General features: G+C 50.8%; 15 protein-coding genes and 1 riboswitch. Of the genes, 12 read left to right on the plus strand and 3 right to left on the minus strand.

Annotated elements, in window-relative coordinates; genetic code table 11:
- The coding region (locus tag JDF658_RS03225; protein ID WP_079906459.1) for a long-chain fatty acid--CoA ligase at positions 1-1,198 on the minus strand (1,198 nt) is incomplete at its 3' end.
- A gap of 249 nt (positions 1,199-1,447) precedes the next feature.
- On the opposite strand from JDF658_RS03225, the gene JDF658_RS03230 reads away from it, so the two are divergent.
- Positions 1,448-2,641: an MBOAT family protein gene (locus JDF658_RS03230; RefSeq protein ID WP_159446544.1), complete on the plus strand. Its 1,194-nt coding sequence runs from the start codon at positions 1,448-1,450 to the stop codon at positions 2,639-2,641.
- A 122-nt stretch (positions 2,642-2,763) separates the two neighbouring features.
- The gene (locus JDF658_RS03235) at positions 2,764-3,864 is read left to right on the plus strand and encodes a hypothetical protein (protein ID WP_079906461.1); all 1,101 of its coding nucleotides are present in this window, start codon (positions 2,764-2,766) and stop codon (positions 3,862-3,864) included.
- Here JDF658_RS03235 and JDF658_RS03240 read toward each other — a convergent pair.
- Positions 3,807-4,817: an aldo/keto reductase gene (locus JDF658_RS03240; protein WP_079906462.1), complete on the minus strand. Its 1,011-nt coding sequence runs from the start codon at positions 4,815-4,817 to the stop codon at positions 3,807-3,809. The genes JDF658_RS03235 and JDF658_RS03240 overlap by 58 nt on opposite strands.
- Positions 4,818-4,882: 65 nt before the next feature.
- Between JDF658_RS03240 and JDF658_RS03245 the strand changes: the two genes are divergently transcribed.
- From JDF658_RS03245 to JDF658_RS03270, 6 genes are all read left to right on the plus strand, one after another.
- The gene (locus tag JDF658_RS03245; protein ID WP_242946602.1) at positions 4,883-6,283 is read left to right on the plus strand and encodes an RsmB/NOP family class I SAM-dependent RNA methyltransferase; all 1,401 of its coding nucleotides are present in this window, start codon (positions 4,883-4,885) and stop codon (positions 6,281-6,283) included.
- Between the two features lie 92 nt (positions 6,284-6,375).
- On the plus strand, positions 6,376-7,710 hold the full coding sequence (locus tag JDF658_RS03250; RefSeq protein WP_079906464.1) for an IS91 family transposase: 1,335 nt from the start codon (positions 6,376-6,378) through the stop codon (positions 7,708-7,710).
- Positions 7,711-7,979: 269 nt separating this feature from the next.
- On the plus strand, positions 7,980-8,588 hold the full coding sequence (locus tag JDF658_RS03255) for a TetR/AcrR family transcriptional regulator (RefSeq protein ID WP_159446545.1): 609 nt from the start codon (positions 7,980-7,982) through the stop codon (positions 8,586-8,588).
- A complete protein-coding gene (locus JDF658_RS03260) occupies positions 8,575-9,588 on the plus strand; it encodes an HlyD family secretion protein (protein WP_159446546.1) in 1,014 nt (337 codons plus the stop codon). Before JDF658_RS03255 ends, JDF658_RS03260 begins: the two co-directional genes overlap by 14 nt.
- 12 nt (positions 9,589-9,600) lie before the next feature.
- Positions 9,601-10,347, plus strand: a complete 747-nt coding sequence (locus JDF658_RS03265) for an ABC transporter ATP-binding protein (protein WP_078665402.1) — start codon at positions 9,601-9,603, stop codon at positions 10,345-10,347.
- Positions 10,344-11,477 (plus strand): ABC transporter permease, encoded by a 1,134-nt coding sequence (locus JDF658_RS03270; RefSeq protein WP_078665401.1) that lies wholly within the window; start codon positions 10,344-10,346, stop codon positions 11,475-11,477. The genes JDF658_RS03265 and JDF658_RS03270 overlap by 4 nt, the downstream gene beginning before the upstream one ends.
- Here the strand turns inward: JDF658_RS03270 and JDF658_RS03275 are convergent.
- Positions 11,474-12,631 carry an HD-GYP domain-containing protein gene (locus tag JDF658_RS03275; protein ID WP_159446547.1) on the minus strand — a complete coding sequence of 386 codons (1,158 nt, stop codon included), beginning with the start codon at positions 12,629-12,631 and terminating at the stop codon, positions 11,474-11,476. The genes JDF658_RS03270 and JDF658_RS03275 overlap by 4 nt on opposite strands.
- 140 nt (positions 12,632-12,771) lie before the next feature.
- On the opposite strand from JDF658_RS03275, the gene JDF658_RS03280 reads away from it, so the two are divergent.
- From JDF658_RS03280 to JDF658_RS03295, 4 genes are read left to right on the plus strand one after another with little or no spacing between them, the layout of a single operon-like run.
- On the plus strand, positions 12,772-13,986 hold the full coding sequence (locus JDF658_RS03280; protein ID WP_079906468.1) for an FprA family A-type flavoprotein: 1,215 nt from the start codon (positions 12,772-12,774) through the stop codon (positions 13,984-13,986).
- Between the two features lie 25 nt (positions 13,987-14,011).
- Positions 14,012-15,199: an NAD(P)/FAD-dependent oxidoreductase gene (locus JDF658_RS03285; RefSeq protein WP_159446548.1), complete on the plus strand. Its 1,188-nt coding sequence runs from the start codon at positions 14,012-14,014 to the stop codon at positions 15,197-15,199.
- 19 nt (positions 15,200-15,218) lie between these two features.
- Positions 15,219-15,377 carry a rubredoxin gene (gene rd, locus JDF658_RS03290; protein ID WP_078665397.1) on the plus strand — a complete coding sequence of 53 codons (159 nt, stop codon included), beginning with the start codon at positions 15,219-15,221 and terminating at the stop codon, positions 15,375-15,377.
- 54 nt (positions 15,378-15,431) lie between these two features.
- On the plus strand, positions 15,432-15,995 hold the full coding sequence (locus tag JDF658_RS03295) for a SurA N-terminal domain-containing protein (RefSeq protein ID WP_079906470.1): 564 nt from the start codon (positions 15,432-15,434) through the stop codon (positions 15,993-15,995).
- Positions 15,996-16,069: 74 nt separating this feature from the next.
- A riboswitch (SAM riboswitch) is annotated at positions 16,070-16,174 on the plus strand.
- Positions 16,175-16,185: the final 11 nt, after the last annotated feature.

A 16,185-nucleotide genomic window follows, 5' to 3' on the forward strand; every position in this document is an offset into this window, starting at 1 on the left:
AACCAAACCGATAGTTTTCCCGGCGGTTACAGGTTAGAACCGGGGAAGTTTCGGTCAGACCATAGCCTTCAATGACCCTGATGCCTACAGCATAAAAGAATTCAGCCAGATCTCGGCCCAGGGGAGCGCCACCGGAGACGCAGAAATCCAGACGGCCGCCAAAGCGTTCCCTGATTTTACGAAAAACCAGACGGTCAGCCAGAGTGTCCTGCCAGCGTAGCCACAGGGGAACAGGTTGTTTGGCAGCCAGCAGGTTAGCGCGTTTTTTTCCTGCTTTAATTGCCCAGTGGAAAATGCGTTTTTTCAGGAAGGAAGAAGTGGCGACGTTTTCCATAATGCGGTGATGGATTTTTTCATAAAGGCGGGGTACACTGCACATGAGATGAGGACGAACTTCTTCCAGGTTTTTGGGGACGTCATTGATGCTTTCGGCATAGGCGATGGTTACCCCGGCATAAAGCATGTAGTACCAGCCCAGGGTTCTTTCCAGCACATGACTTAATGGCAGGAAGGAAAGGCTGACATGGGTATCCGGGCTGGGGACAACCTGGTAACAGCCCCAGGCATTGCTGAGAAAATTGATATGGGTCAGGATAACTCCTTTGGGGTTACCAGTAGTGCCGGATGTATAAATGATGGAACAGATATCAGTGGGTTTTACCTGGGGCCAGGTTCGATCATAAAGACCGGGTTGTTGTTGCCAGAGTTCCTTGCCCAGCTGACGCAAATCGGCAAAAGACCACAGTTTTATGTTTTCTGCTTTTTCTTTCAAAGAAGTGGGGATGGGGTCAGGCAGAATCAAATGTTTTAAATCTGGCATCAGCTGCTGATGATTTATTACTTCTTCTGCTAGTTCTGAGGAGCCAACAATCAGGATTTTGCTGCCACTATCATTGATAATATGAGCAACCTGAGGGCCTTTATTTGTAGGATAGATGGGAACATTGATGGCACGAGCAGCGATAATGGCCAGATCCCAGAGGGGCCAGAAATACTGGGTTGTCATCATCAGACCTATCCGGTCTCCGGGATTGGTTTTCAGGGCCAGAAGACCCAGGGTAAAGAGCTGGACTTCTTCGGCGGCCTCTTTCCAGGTTACAGGCTGATATTTGCCCTCTTTTTTGGTTAGAAACAGGGGTTTATTGATATATTTGGGCAGTTGTTGGTGAAACAGCCCAATAGTAGTTTGGTGATACATAGCATCTCCCTCCGGCCTGGCAGAATGAATATTCATTCAATTTAAAAATAATTCTATTTTCAGGCAAATACAACTTCTCTCCCCCTAAATGCAATTAAGTCATGGTAAATGGTAAAATATATAGGTTGGATGGTAGGTCTTTTTCATCGGTCAGCCTAACCGGTTACTGTTATCAGAAAGGGAAATATGCTACAATTAGCTTATGTCCAAATAGCAATATCTAAAACAGAAGGGAATGGATGGACAGCCATGGTTTTATTATCCTGGACCAGTGGGTTGATTTTGCTGGTCATGGTGGGAGTTTTCTGGCTCTTGCCGGGAAGCAGCAGCCGCAGCTTATGGTTGGCTCTGAGCAATATCGCACTCCTGCTATACTGGTATCCTGGGCAGGGCTTATTAATGCTGGGATTGGCCATGCTAACTTTTCTGCTGGGAGAAATTCTGAGTCGGTGGGGCCAGAGGCGAGCCTGGCTGCTGGCACTGGCTATAATAGTGGTGAGTTTTTATTTGCTTTATACCAAGTATTTTGCTTTTCTTTTACAAATACTCAATCAGGCTTTACAGGCCCTGGGACAGCCGGGCCGCTGGCACTGGGAAAAGGTGGCGGTTCCGGTGGGGATATCTTTTGTCACCTTTCGCTGGCTGCATTATGTAATCGATAGCTACTGGGGCAAGGTTGAGCAAAGAGAGTTAATAACCTTCCTGGGCTATTCCTTTTTCTGGCCCATTCTTACTTCCGGGCCTATTGAACGCTGGCAGGATTTTTCTCGCCAATTGGGAGAAAAACAGCGCTGGCAGTGGAATTACCTCTGGGAGGGGCTGGAACGCATTTTGCTGGGGTTGTTCAAAAAATTGCTGGTGGCAGCGGCGCTGGCTCCACTGGCCAGTGGCTTGAGCAAGCCCGGACTGTCTGCAGGAGCCTACTGGCTGGCAGCTCACGCCTATGCCTGGCAACTCTATGTGGATTTTTCCGGCTATACTGATATAGCTGTGGGCAGCAGCCGTCTCTTTGGTCTGAGAATCCAGGAAAACTTCGACTGGCCTTATTTGCGAGGGAATATATCTCTGTTCTGGAAACACTGGCATATGTCTTTGACCCGCTGGTTCCGGGACTATCTTTTTATCCCCCTGGGGGGAAGCCGGGTGGCTTTCCGCCGGATTTTATTCAATACCCTGGTGGTCATGTTTGTAACCGGTCTCTGGCATGGAGCGGGCTGGAACTTTATTTTCTGGGGGATGCTCCATGCTGGGGCGCTCATTCTCTGGCGGCTTTATCGCCGCTATCTTCTGCCCCGTTTACCCGAGAGCTGGCCTGACCAGTACTGGTATCGCAGTTTGGCCATATTCATTACATATAATTTTGTTGTACTGGCCTGGATACCTTTTACTACAAACCTGCAACAGGCCCTTCGGGTTCTGCAGATTATGGGAGGCGGTGGCTGATGCTGAGCTGGCGGGAGCTAATAGCGGCTATTTTCTGGCTTGGTTTGATCTTACTGGCTGTACTGGGCTCTACTCTTGGACAAACCCAGTTTATCTATAATCAATTTTAAGGAGAAAGAGGTATGAACAAAATTTTGCCTTTCAATGGCAAAGTACTGATATTGATTATAATTGGCCTCTTCCTGGTGGACTGGGGCCTGAACCGCTATCTGGACTGGCGGCTCCTGGAAAAACAGGACTGGCGGGTGAATAATCCTGATCTGGGTTCAATCCGGGTAGTGCTGGACCGGTTACCACGCGCTCCCGGACTGGTGGTAGTCTGTCTGGGGGATTCGGAAATGTATGGTTCCAGTACACCTGCTGACCGTACTATTCCGGCTTATTTGGCCCGCTCCCTGCGGGAGAAGTTTCCCGGTCAAAAGATAACTGTAATTAACCTGGGTATAAAGGGTTTGAAACCGGCAGAAGCCTATTTTCTGGTACGTCAGCTGAAAAAAATGCCGGTGGATATTCTGGTGTATAATATCAGCCGGGGCTGGTTTGCCGAAAAAGGGGGAGTGCGCTTTCAGGACGTACTACGCCTGCCCGGCAATGCTGAGGCAGCTCGTAACCTGGGCATAAAAGTAGCTGAGACCAGCAGGGAAGAGCAACTGGGGGAGAAAGTAGCGGCGGTTTGGAGTTTTTATCGCTATCGCCAGGTGGTAGCGCGGGACTTTTTGCATTTATCTGATCTGGTTCAGGGTACAGCCGAACGCAGCCAGGCGCCTCAGCAGTGGCAGCAGAAACAGCAACAGCAGGCAGGACAGGGAAGACCCTGGCAGGAAAAAAAGGAGGTTTTGTTAAAAGGGGCCGGAGGGCAACTGGCATCCCTGAATTTAACCACTGCCAATCTGGAGTGGCGGCTTTACCTGGAATTGTTGCGGGAATGGGAAAACGCAGGTCGACCGGCCCTGGTTTATGCTACTCCTGCCAATATGGAGTTATTGAAACAAAAGTATAAAATTGATGTACAGCGCTGGGAAAAGGAAAAGCAGCAAATACTGGCTGCAGCCCGGCGGCACAACTGCCGTTCCCTGGACTACAGCCAGCTGATAGAGAGTAAGTGGTTTACTGATGAGATTCACCTCATGGCAGAAGGTAACCGGAAGGTAGCGGAGCAACTGGCTCAGGAGCTAGCCAGTTTACCTGCCGCCCGGGCCAGTTTGGCCGGGATGGGCAACTGATAGGGGCATTTCTCCTGACACTGGCCACAGGCCTGACACTGGCTGGCTGGAACGGGGAGGGCGGCATAGCGCTCCTGGGCCCATTCCTTGAGATCATAACGGTCATAATAGCCTTCCAGTAGAAAAACCATGGGGATATCGATTTGCTGGGGGCAGGGCAGGCAATAGCCGCAGCGGCGGCAGAACTCCTGGCCAGCTGCCTGGGCCCAGGTCAGAAGTTTCTCTTCTTCTTCAATACCAAGAGCACCCTGGGCCAGAGCCTGGACATTAGCAGTGACTTCTGCAGCAGAAGCCATTCCCACCAGCAGGCAATCGACAGCTGGATCGGCGGCTAACCAGCGCAAAGCCTGATCTGCCGCAGGGATAAAACCGCCAGCCAGGGGCTTCATGGCCAGAGTGAGAAGGCCATGCTCCCGGGCTGATTGAAAGAGGCCCCGGTTTTGTTGTTCTACCACATTGTAGGGGAACATCATGCTGGCGAAAAGGCTGGACTTGATGGCCTGGGCCATGATTTCCGCTGAATGAGAAGTTACTCCAACCCAGCGGACCCAGCCCCGCTCTCTGGCCAGAAACAGGGCTTCCAGGGCTCCGCCGGGGGCGGTGACCCGTTGCCAGTCCGCAGGAGTTCTGAGATTGTGTAACTGGTAGAAGTCAAGATAGTCGGTTTGTAATAGGCGCAAACTGGTTTCAATATCTTTCAGCATGGTTTCCCGCTCCCGGGCCATGGACTTGCTGGCCAGCAGAAAACGGGAACGATAGCCTTTCAGGGCCTGGCCCAGCAAGGTTTCACTGGCACCATAACCACGGGCGGTATCGATAAAGTTTATGCCGTGGTCAGCGGCGGCAGCCACTAGATTGGCTACCTGTTCAGGTTCTGCCTTTTGCAGGGGAATGCCGCCTAAGCCCAGGCGGGAGACAGCGATATCTGTTCCTGAAAGTTGACGATATTCCATATTATCACCTCAAAGGACTTAATTCCACATCGATGCTAAAAATCCTGTCTGAGGAGGTAAGCGGCTTGGCAATCACAGCAGAACGACTACCCCGGGAGTTTGTACAGAGGCTTGAACCCTTGCTGGGAGAGGAATGGCCGGAGTTCCTGGCCGCCCTGGCGGGAGAGAGTCAGCACGGCCTGCGCCAAAATCCCTTGAAAATTCAGCAGGCTGAGTGGGAAAAAATCGCTCCTTTTCCTCTGGAGAGGGTGCCCTGGTGTCGGGAAGGTTATTATTTACAGGAAGAAGAGCGACCGGGGAAACACCCTTACTACCATGCCGGACTTTATTATATCCAGGAACCCAGTGCCATGGCGCCAGTGGAAGCTCTGGAGGTTCAGCCAGGGGAGAAGGTACTGGATCTCTGTGCAGCTCCGGGGGGCAAAACCACCCAGATTGGAGCCAAATTGCAAGGAAAAGGGATTCTGGTAGCCAATGATAATAATCCCCAGCGCATCCGGCCCATGGTTAAATATGTTGAGACTTTTGGTTTAACCAATTGCCTGATTTTCAACGAACGACCAGAGCGGCTGGCCCGCCATTTTCCCGGCTATTTTGATAAAATTCTGGTGGATGCACCCTGTTCAGGAGAAGGGATGTTCCGGCGGGAGCCGGAGAGCATGGGGGCATATCAGAAGTTTGGTCCGGAACGCTGCCGGCAGATGCAGAGGGAGATCTTGCGGGCAGCTGCCCGGATGCTGAAACCCGGGGGAGTAATGGTTTATTCTACCTGTACCTTTAATCCATATGAAAACGAAGGGACAATCCAGGAGTTTTTGCAGGAACATTCCGAATTTCAGCTGGAGCCGGTGCCTCAGGCCCATCTCTATAGCCCGGGCCGCCCCGACTGGGTGGTAGGGGGCAGGCCGGAACTGGCCCTGGCTTGCCGGATCTGGCCGCATAAAAACAGAGGAGAAGGACATTTTCTGGCCAGATTGCGCAAAAATAACAATGGAAGCAGATTGGCTGGAGCAGGCAGACCCGGTGGTACTGATCCCTACCTGGCCGAAGGAGCCAGGGAACTGGCCTCCTGGCACCGCTTCCGCCAGAACTATTTAAAAACAGAATTGAATGGGCGTTACTGGTTGAATGGCGGGACCCTCTATCTTGTACCCCCGGAATTGCCGGTATTGCAGGGATTAAAACTGATTCGTCCCGGATTGACCCTGGGTAATCTCTATAAAGGCAAATTTTATCCTGATTATGCCCTGGCGATGGCTTTAAAACCGGAACAGTTTGCCCAGCCGGTCTATTTCACCCTGGATGCTCCGGAGCTGAGGAAATACCTGAAAGGCGAGACCTTGCCGGCTGGAGCGGCAAAAGGCTGGCATTTGCTCTGTCTGGACCGGTGGCCACTGGGCTGGGCCCTGGCAGTAGATGGCTATTTAAAAAATTATTATCCTAAAGGCTGGCGACTTCAGAGTTAGTTTGTCCGGGAAAATTCCCGGAGTTTTTTTAATGTTTAGGAAATTATGCTTTAAGGCTTGATGTGGATAACTTAGGGTGTTAAGGTAGAAATATGAGAGCGCATGAGAAAGAAAATAAACAATCAATAAAAATAGTCGATATACTTAAAGAACATTGGGAACGGTTTCTCCAAATATACGGAGAAAAAATACCGGAAGACATGAGGGAGAGTGTAATTGAAGCGGTAGAAAAGGCAATAAAATGCGGGGACCCAAAGTACGGTTATGCAGAATACATATGTACTAATTGTACCGGGAGCGAGAAAAAGAAAGTAGCATTTACATGTAAGAGTAGATTTTGTAATCGATGTGGAAAAGTTTATATAGAAAAGTGGGTAGAAAAACAAACAGAACGGATATTGGAAATAGGACACAGACATATGGTATTTACCGTTCCAGAAGAATTAAGGGTGATGTTTTACCGTAACCGGGATTGGCTAAAAGATCTGAGTGATAAAGCAGCAGAAGTAATTCAGTATTGGTATCGTGAGAAAGGCAGGAAAAGAGGGTATGAAGTCGGGGCAATAGCAGTAATACATACCTTTGGAAGGGACTTAAAATTTAATCCGCATGTTCATGTTCTGGTAACGGAAGGAGCGATAGATAAAAACAAAATATGGAAAGGAGTAGGTTTTATTCCATACGATTATTTAAGGAAAGCTTGGCAGAAGGTATTATTAGATTGGCTAAAACAGAAATATCCGGAAAGCACTAGAATAAAAGAACAGATAAATAGATTATACAAACAATATCAGAAAGGGTTCTACGTATATGCAGAGAGGCGGATGAAAAGCGCGAAAGGGGCAGCTAAATACATAGGGAGATACCTGGCACGGCCAGCGATAGCGGAATATAGAATATTAGAATATGACGGAGAGCGGGTACGATTCTGGTATGAAGATCATGAGACACACGAACGGAAAGAAGAAGAACTGGGGGTATTAGAATTTATCGGAAGGCTAATATACCATATACCGAAGAAGAACTTTAAGATGGTGAGACGGTATGGGTTGTATCGGCGAGATATGAACAAACTGGCCCAGAAAATCATTGGATTGTGGAACTGGGTAAACCGGAAAGCAAATGTAATAAAAAGGTCGAAGCAAAGCAGGGCAAAGAGCTGGAAAGAACGGATGGAAGAGGCATTTGGAAAAAATCCATTAAAATGTCCATGTTGTGGGCAGGAGATGGAGTTATGGAGGATATGGCATTACAAATATGGAACCATATGGTCATTTGAGAAGGATGGGGTGATTTACATTGATGAAAAAGAAAAGAAAAAACGAAATGGCCGAGATAGAAGATCTACTGCTGGACTGGGAGCTTCCCTTCGAAGGACAGAAAAAGGAAACCTATTACAATTATCATTGTCAGAAATGTGGATATAAAGAGGAAGTGCCAGCATTTATCGTAGATGAGATGAAAGCTATGGACAAATTAGATAACCTGGGCTCATCAGGAATGCCAATTTTGGAATGTCCTTATTGTCCTGGAGGCATGGTTTATAAAGGAGAAAAAGAGTAGGCATTGCGGCTTACTCGTTTAAGTCGCCCGAAGGGCGAATTTGTTCTATTCTTTACCTCCAGGCAGGAAAAGAAACAATACTATCGAATATAATAAATTGAGTACTTACTCGAAAAGGAGGGAGGGAGGGGAAGTGGCCAGAACCCGTAAAGGAGAAGAAACCAGGCAGCGGATCCTGGCAGCAGCCCTGAAGCTATTCAGTGCCAGAGGTTATGCCGGTACTTCTACAAGAGAGATTGCCCGGGAGGCAGGGGTGGCAGAGGGTACTATTTTTCATTATTTTCCTACCAAAAAAGCTCTCCTGCAGGGTGTACTGGAACCGATTATGATCAGCAGTCTGATGCGAACCTGGGCGGAGACCGAACAATTGCCCCTGGCCCAGGCGCTGGAGAAGATTCTGCGGCAGCGGCTGACTATCATCGAGCAGAATCAGGAGCTGTTCAAGCTGATTTTGCTGGAAGCAGCTCTGCAGCCAGAATTGAGGGAGTATTTGCTCAAGGAAATAATCTTGCCTCTACGGGCAGCAGTACTGGAATTTCTGGAGAAGAAATTGGACAGAGAAAAGCTGAGGCCTGTAAATCGAACGGCCCTGGTTCAAATATTACTGGGGGCGATGGTTTCGTCTTTAATGTATAAGGGCTTGCTCAAGCCTGCTTTGCCTGAAGAACCGGAGATGGATAAGATGATAGCTGAAATGATAAAAATTATCATGGAAGGGGTGACTAATGATGAAGGGAGTTAGAATTGTGGTGGTCCTGCTGGTGCTGGCAGGACTGGGCTGGTATGGCTGGCTGAAACAGCAGGGAAAACCAGCAGAAGATGTTTATAACGGCTGGGTTGAAGGCGAGGAATACCGGGTAGTGGCGGAAACGGCCGGCAAGGTCAAGGAGGTACTGGTAAAGGAAGGGGAGCTGGTCAAGGCTGGCCAGGTAGTGGCTAAACTGGATGATGAAGCGGCCCGCCTGCAGCTGGCGCTGGCGCAGGCTAACCGGGCAGCGGCCGAAGCCAGGGCTGGTGATGTGAAAGCAGGTAGCCGTCCGCAACAAATCGCCCAGGCCCAGGCCCAGGTACGGGCTCTGCAGGCTTCTTTGCAGGGAGCTCTGGAGAATTTGAAGCGTTTGCAAAGTCAGCGCCAGGATGTAGAGGAGCTGGTCCAAACCGGGGGAGCTACCGCTGACCAGCTGGAAGCCGCAAAAGCGGCAGAAGCCAGTGCCCGGGCCGCTGTAAATAGCCTCAAGGCTCAGATTGATGCTGCCAGGGAGCAAGTCCGCTTACTCCAGGCGGGAGCTACCTCCTATTCCCTCTCTGCCCAGGACGCCCAGGTGGAGGCAGCTCGTCAGCAGGAGGCCCTGGCCCAATTGCAGGTGAATAAGGCCCGGGTAGTAGCTCCGGTAAGGGGAGTGGTTCAGAATATCCTTCTCAAGGTGGGGGAGCTGGCCAATCCCGGTTCTACCCTGTTAAATCTGGTAGATCAGGACCGCCTTTATGTAAATATCTTTGTACCCCAGAGCCAGCTGGACCGGGTGCAACTGGGAAGGAAGGCGATAGTGGAGGCGGAAAATGGCAAGCTCAAAGGGGAAGGCAAAATCGTCTATATTTCTCCCCAGGGGGAATTTACACCTAAAAATATTCAAACCAGGGAAGAAAGAGCCACTCAAGTCTTCAAAGTAAAAGTTGAAATCACTTCCGGCGGGTCCAGTGGCTTTAAACCGGGCCAGGCGGTGGAAGTCAGGCTGAAATAGGGGGAGTGGCCAGTGGAATATGCCATCAAGGTAGAAAACCTGACCAAGATTTTTGGTGACCGCAAGGCAGTAGATAACCTTTCCTTTGCCATCAAGCCGGGACAAATTTTTGGCTTTCTTGGCCCTAATGGTTCCGGCAAATCCACCACCATCCGCATGTTGTGCGGAATTCTCACTCCGACCTCAGGCAAGGGGACAGTGCTGGGCATAGACCTGAAGGATGGGGAAAAGATTAAACAGCATATAGGCTATATGTCGCAGAAGTTTAGCCTTTATGAGGATTTAACTGTCAGGGAAAACATGCGCTTTTATGGCGGGGTATATGGGTTAAAGGGCAAGAAACTGGAGGAGCGTTACCGTTATCTCCTGGACTTGACCGGTTTGGGGGACCGGGAGGAACAGCTGGCGGGTACACTATCAGGGGGCTGGAAACAACGACTGGCCCTGGCCTGTGCCCTTTTACATGAGCCCCAGCTGCTGTTTTTAGATGAACCTACTGCCGGGGTTGACCCCTTGTCCCGACGCATTTTCTGGCAGTTGATTCACCGCCTGGCAGAAGAGGGAGTAACAATCCTGGTCACTACCCACTATATGGATGAGGCAGAACAATGTGATGTACTGGGCTTTATCTTTCAAGGGCGTTTGCTGGATTTCGGTGCCCCGGCGGAAATCAAGGCCCGGCACGGAGGACAATCAGTGGAGGATATATTCATCAATTTTGTGGCTGGGCAAGAGGCTAAGGCGGGTGAAAGCCGATGAGCTGGGTGCGACTGAAAGCGATAATATGGAAAGAATTTATTCAAATCAGCCGGGACCGACCCAGTTTGGCCATGATTTTTGGGGTACCGGTTATGATGATGCTGCTTTTTGGTTATGCCATCAGTACTGATGTGGAAAACATCGCGACCCTGGTCTGTGATCAAAGTAAAACCAGAGCCAGCCGGGAGCTGGTGAGTGCCATGGCCAATACCGGTACCTTTGATTTACGCTACTGGACCGAAAATCCCGGGGAAGTCCGCCGTTATCTGGATGGCGGGATAGCCAGGGTGGCTCTGATTATTCCTCCAGATTACAGTAAGCGTTTAGCCCGGGGAGAAATGGCCCAGGTTCAGGTTTTGCTGGATGGATCTGATCCGCTGGTGGCCCGCACTGCCCTTTCGGCAGCCCAGATGCTGGCCCAGTCTCTAAATCTCAATCTGGTTACCCAGCGTCTGGAACGGCAGGGAGCGGGGCCGGGGTTGAATTTGGCTCTGGATATGAGGACGAGAGTTTGGTATAACCCTAATCTGGAAAGTCTGCGGTTTAATATCCCGGGGCTAATGGGTCTGGTTTTGCAGAACATAACAGTGATTCTCACCGCTTTTGCCCTGGTGCGGGAGCGGGAACGGGGGACTCTGGAGCAAATCATTATTACTCCCATCAAGCCGGTGGAACTGATTATCGGCAAACTGGTTCCTTATGTATTTATCGGCTTTTTTGATCTCTTGCTGGTACTGGCGGTGGCGGTTTTCTGGTTCGGGGTGAAAATTTCTGGCAGCGTGGCGTTGCTGCTGGCGTTAGCTACTATCTTTCTGGCCTGTGCGCTGGGGATGGGTATGTTTGTTTCTACCGTTGCCCGAAACCAGCTGCAGGCTATGCAGATGGCCTTTTTGATTCTGTTGCCCAGTATTCTTTTGTCCGGGTTTTTGTTTCCCCGGGAATCCATGCCTAAAATCATCTATTGGATTGGGCAGGTTCTACCATTAACCTACTTTTTGCAGATTGTCCGCGGCATCGTGCTGCGGGGAGCGGATTTTTCCCATCTCTGGCAGGTATCATTCTGGCTGGCTGTGCTGACGGCAATCATCTGTACTCTTTCCGTTTTGCGCTTCCGTAAACGGCTGGATTAAAAGAGATTGAGCAAAGCCTCTACCACCCTGGCGTCAAAGCGGCCGGCAACCGCTTCCTGGCGCAAGAGGTGGTAAATTTTTTCCCTGGGCAGGGCAGCCCGATAGGGACGGTCATCAGCCAGGGCCTGATAATAATCAGCTACTGCCAGGATACGAGCGGGCAAGGGCAGTTGGTCTGCCCGCAGACGGGAAGGATAGCCACTGCCATCCAGTTTTTCGTGATGAGCGGCGGCCCAGAAGGCCAGCTCCTCCAGACCGGGGATTTCCATCAACAGCCGTTCGGTATAATAGGCGTGGGCGATGATGCGGCTGTATTCCTGGGGAGTGAGCTGGTCTGGCTTATCCAGGATAGCCGAGGGGACAGCCAGCTTGCCCAGGTCATGTAAGAGACCAGCCAGATAGAGCTGACGGCACTGAGCGGCTGGCAGGCCCAGGGCCTGGCCCAGGTAGAAGGCGGTATTGGCAACCCGGCGGCTGTGGGCGGCGGTATAGGGGCTTTTGGCATCCACCAGGTCAGCGAAAAGGAGGGCTAAATGTTTCAGAGATGCCCGCTGGATTTCCTGATCAAAAACCTGGCTGCGGCGGCGGATGGCCTGGGCTAAATTGCGATGGGCCAGGTCATAATAAACACGAGGTTCCTGCAAAAGTTCCAGACAGGCATCGGCTACTACAGGAGCCAGGCGTTTGCCTTTTTCCTTTTCCACAAAGGCGACAATCCGTTCCTGCACCGGTAGCAGGTCATAGTCCTGGCCAAACTGGTTTTCAATCTGATCGGCCAGGAAAAGGAGCTGGGCTTCTATGGGAATCTCCTCACCGCTCAAGCCCAGTGGGAAACCGCTGCCATCCCAGGCTTCGTGATGAGCAGCGATAATAGGAGCGATTTCAGTTAACAAAGGGAGCTGGGTGGACCAGCGGGCCCCGGCCAGAGGGTGAGATTCTACCGGGAGCTGAGCATTGACTTTGCCGATATCATGGAGCAGACCGCCATAAAAAACCAGGCGCAGGCGGTCAGGAGCAAGTCCCAGTTTTTCGCCGGTGCGTAAGGCCAGATAGGCTACCCGCTGGGCGTGCTCCAGTTTTTTGTTTTCCGCCAGGTCGAGGGCCAGGGAGAAGGTACTGATTAAAGTGAACAAAGATACTTTCCAGCTATCCATTTTTTTGCCACTCCTTTGCAGGTATTTGCTGCCTGATGAAGAATATCTTAACATAAAAACTTTTGACAATCTATGATTTTTGCTATATGATATAATTAATAATAATTCCTAATAAGACTAAAAACAAGGGGGTATTTTAAATGGACAGAGTTGGAGCGATCAAAATAAAAGAAGGGATTTACTGGGCAGGGGCCCTGAACCCGGATTTAAGGGTATTTGATATTGTGATGGAAACAGCCCATGGCACTACATATAACTCTTATGTTGTCAAAGGGGCAAAGATAGCGGTATTTGAAACTGTCAAGGAGCGCTTTTTCTCCGAATACCTGACCCGGCTGAAAGAGGTAGTGAACCCTGCTGATATTGATTATATCATTGTTGACCATACTGAACCGGATCATGCTGGCAGCGTCTTTGCTCTGCTGGACCTGGCTCCTAATGCCAAAGTGGTGGGGTCCAAATCTGCTTTGCGCTTTCTGAAAGCCATTACCAACCGGGAATTTCCGTCGATTGAGGCCAAAGAGGGCATGACTATAGACCTGGGAGGGAAAACCTTGCAGTTTATTATGGCCCCCTTCCTGCACTGGCCGGATTCTATGTATACCTACATTCCCGAGGATAAAGTCCTGATCACCTGTGATAGTTTTGGCAGCCATTACAGCAGCCCTATGATTTTTGATGACCTGGTCGGGGATTTCAGTTCTGACCTGCGTTATTACTATGATGTAATCATGAGTCCTTTCGCCAGCTACGTACTGGAGGCCATCAATAAAATCCGCAATTTGCCCATAGATGTATTCTGTCCGGGACATGGTCCTGTTCTGCGCAGCAAGGGCTGGGAAATTGTTGACCTCTATGAACAGTGGAGCAAGCAATTGCTGGCAGAGCAGCACCAGGGTCCGGTGTTGATCGCCTATATTTCAGCTTATGGCTACACCAAGGCGATGGCGGCAGAGATCGCCCGGGGGATTGCCAGTGTCAATAGCTGTGAAGTAGAAGTGGTGGATATTACCGAAATACCGCTGAGCGAGTTGAAGACAAAAATAGAACGAGCCCGGGCTTTTCTGGTCGGCTCCCCTACCATTAACAGGGATGCTGTCAAACCCGCCTGGGATATGCTCTCGGTGGTATGTCCCATCAAGAATAAGAACAAACCTGTTGCCGCTTTCGGTTCCTATGGCTGGAGCGGGGAGGCAACCAGAATGCTGGAGGAACGGATGAGTGCCCTGGGCCTCAAGGTAGTGCAACCGGCATTGCGGGTCAACTTTAAACCCAGTGAGAAGGAACTCAGGGACTGTTTTGAGTTCGGGGTGGCCTTTGCTCAAAGCCTGGGCAAAGATGAAACCGGTCGCTAGAGGAGATGGGAAAGGGGTATGGCCGATGGCAATAGTAATTTTGGGCGGCGGGGTAGCTGCTGTTAGTGCCATAGAAGGCATTCGCCAGCAGGATAAAGAGCAACCGGTTGTTCTGGTTGCAGCAGAAAAGTACCTACCATATTACCGTTTGCGCCTATCCTTTCTTCTGGGCCAGGAGTTTGAGGTAGAAAAGTTTTTGTTAAAACCTCCGGCCTGGTATCAGGAAATGGGGGTGGAGCTAAGGCTGGGAATAAAGGCGGAAAGGATTGATCCCGCTTCCCGTCAGGTGTGGTTAGAAGACGGAAGTGTCCTTTCCTATTCATCCCTGATTATAGCCACCGGAAGCCGGGCCTTTTTGCCACCGGTACCGGGCAATCAGCTGGCAGGAGTTTTTACCCTGCGCACCGCTGAGGATGCCCAACGAATCAATGAATTCGCCCGGCCAGGCCAAAAAGGGATCATCATCGGAGGGGGACCGCTGGGGCTGGAAGCGGCCTGGACTCTCAGTCAGCGCGGTATTCAGGTGGCGGTATTAGAACACAATCCGCGTTTGTTGCCTCGCCAGGTGGATGAAAAAGCTTCAGCCTACCTCCACCGGGCTGCCCAGAGAGCGGGGATTGAACTGGTGCTGGCTGCCCAGGCCCAGGCCATTACCGGCACGGAAAAAGTAGAAGCTTTGCAACTGGCTGATGGCCGACAGCTGCTGGCGGATTTTATTCTCTTTTCCACCGGAGTACGGCCCAATCTGGAAATAGCCCAGGCTGCCGGACTTGCCTGCCAGCGGGGCATTGTGGTCGACCGGTATCTTCGCACTTCCCAGGACCAAATCTGGGCTTGCGGGGACGTGGCGGAATACAATGGCCAGGTCTGGGGGCTGTGGCCAGTGGCTCAGGCTCAGGGGCGGGTAGCCGGGATGAATGCTGCTGGCGCTGAGGAAAAATACGTAGAGGTGCCGCCGCCATCCATTCTTAAAGTCATGGGCACCTCCGTCTTCTCCATAGGCAACTGGGCTGAGAGTGGTAGCCAGAAAGTCAAGGAAGACGAAGAGGGCTTTTATTGCAAATTGTGTTTCCAGGGCCGTCAGCTCACTGGTGCCATAGTCATTGGAGATGAGGGCCTGGCCCGGCAGTTAAAACGGGCGGTGGAAAAAGGCATGGAAACGGACCCGGAAGCAGATTTTTCCCGGATTCTGGCGGATCTGGGACAGGGATAAAAAGAAAGGAGATGTTCTTATGGAAAAATACGTCTGTGTTATTTGCGGCTATGTCTATGACCCGGCAGTTGGGGATACGGATAATGGGATTGCTCCTGGCACTCCTTTTGAAGCTCTGCCGGCAGACTGGGTTTGCCCCATGTGTGGCGCTGGCAAGGAAGATTTCGAAAAAGAGTAAGGCTTTTGGCCCCGGGAAAGCCCGGGGCCTTTCTGGCAAGGAGGATAAGATTGTATGCGCAAGCTATTGTTGCTTGTAATCGTATTGCTGGTCATCATTACTGGCTGTGCCAGACAGACTACCTCTCCTCCGCAGCTGGATAATAAAACGGCGGCCATAGTGAACGGCGAAAAGATCAGCACCGTTGACTTTGAACGCCGGGTAGAGAAGAAAAAGTTTGTCCTCACGGCTCAGGGCACGGATTTTAACGGGCCCAGCCGGGAGCATGCCCTGACCATGCTCCGGGAAGAGGTAATCGCTGACCTGGTCAGGGAAACTTTATTAATGCAGGAGGCGACCAGACTAAAGCTGATAGCTACTGATGCGGAAGTAGAGGCGGTTATCAAGGAAATCCGGGCCAATTTTCCCGATGAGGCCACCTTCCAGGCTACAATGCAGGCCCGGGGGCTGACAGTGGAGGCGATGCACAAATATAACCGGCTCCAGCTGACACGACAGAAGCTGGTGCAATACTGGGGCGGGGAGGATAAACTGCAGGAAAGGTTGGCAGAGGTGGAAAAAAAGGCGAAGATCCGTATTAATGATCAGGTAGTGGAACGGATATTGCAAGAAATTTAAATATAATCCCCACTAACTATATTGACATACTTAGATATACATGCTATTGTTATACTACACAAATAAATAGGCGACTCTTATCGCGAGTGGTGGAGGGACTGGCCCGATGAAGCCCGGCAACAGCCGCCTGAAGGCGGAAATGTGCCAAATCCTGCAGGCAAAAGCCTGAGAGATGAGAGGGAAGCATGGT

Source organism: Carboxydocella sp. JDF658, assembly GCF_002049395.1.
GTDB lineage: Bacteria > Bacillota.

What these genes read in the sequence shown, in the direction of transcription:
- JDF658_RS03270 (WP_078665401.1), top strand. Translation starts at nt 10,344, where the DNA reads ATGAGCTGGGTGCGACTGAAAGCGATAATATGGAAAGAATTTATTCAA.
- JDF658_RS03285 (WP_159446548.1), top strand. Translation starts at nt 14,012, where the DNA reads ATGGCAATAGTAATTTTGGGCGGCGGGGTAGCTGCTGTTAGTGCCATA.
- JDF658_RS03240 (WP_079906462.1), bottom strand. Translation starts at nt 4,817, where the DNA reads ATGGAATATCGTCAACTTTCAGGAACAGATATCGCTGTCTCCCGCCTG.
- JDF658_RS03235 (WP_079906461.1), top strand. Translation starts at nt 2,764, where the DNA reads ATGAACAAAATTTTGCCTTTCAATGGCAAAGTACTGATATTGATTATA.
- JDF658_RS03295 (WP_079906470.1), top strand. Translation starts at nt 15,432, where the DNA reads ATGCGCAAGCTATTGTTGCTTGTAATCGTATTGCTGGTCATCATTACT.
- JDF658_RS03260 (WP_159446546.1), top strand. Translation starts at nt 8,575, where the DNA reads ATGAAGGGAGTTAGAATTGTGGTGGTCCTGCTGGTGCTGGCAGGACTG.
- JDF658_RS03275 (WP_159446547.1), bottom strand. Translation starts at nt 12,631, where the DNA reads ATGGATAGCTGGAAAGTATCTTTGTTCACTTTAATCAGTACCTTCTCC.
- JDF658_RS03250 (WP_079906464.1), top strand. Translation starts at nt 6,376, where the DNA reads ATGAGAGCGCATGAGAAAGAAAATAAACAATCAATAAAAATAGTCGAT.
- JDF658_RS03280 (WP_079906468.1), top strand. Translation starts at nt 12,772, where the DNA reads ATGGACAGAGTTGGAGCGATCAAAATAAAAGAAGGGATTTACTGGGCA.
- JDF658_RS03230 (WP_159446544.1), top strand. Translation starts at nt 1,448, where the DNA reads ATGGTTTTATTATCCTGGACCAGTGGGTTGATTTTGCTGGTCATGGTG.
- rd (WP_078665397.1), top strand. Translation starts at nt 15,219, where the DNA reads ATGGAAAAATACGTCTGTGTTATTTGCGGCTATGTCTATGACCCGGCA.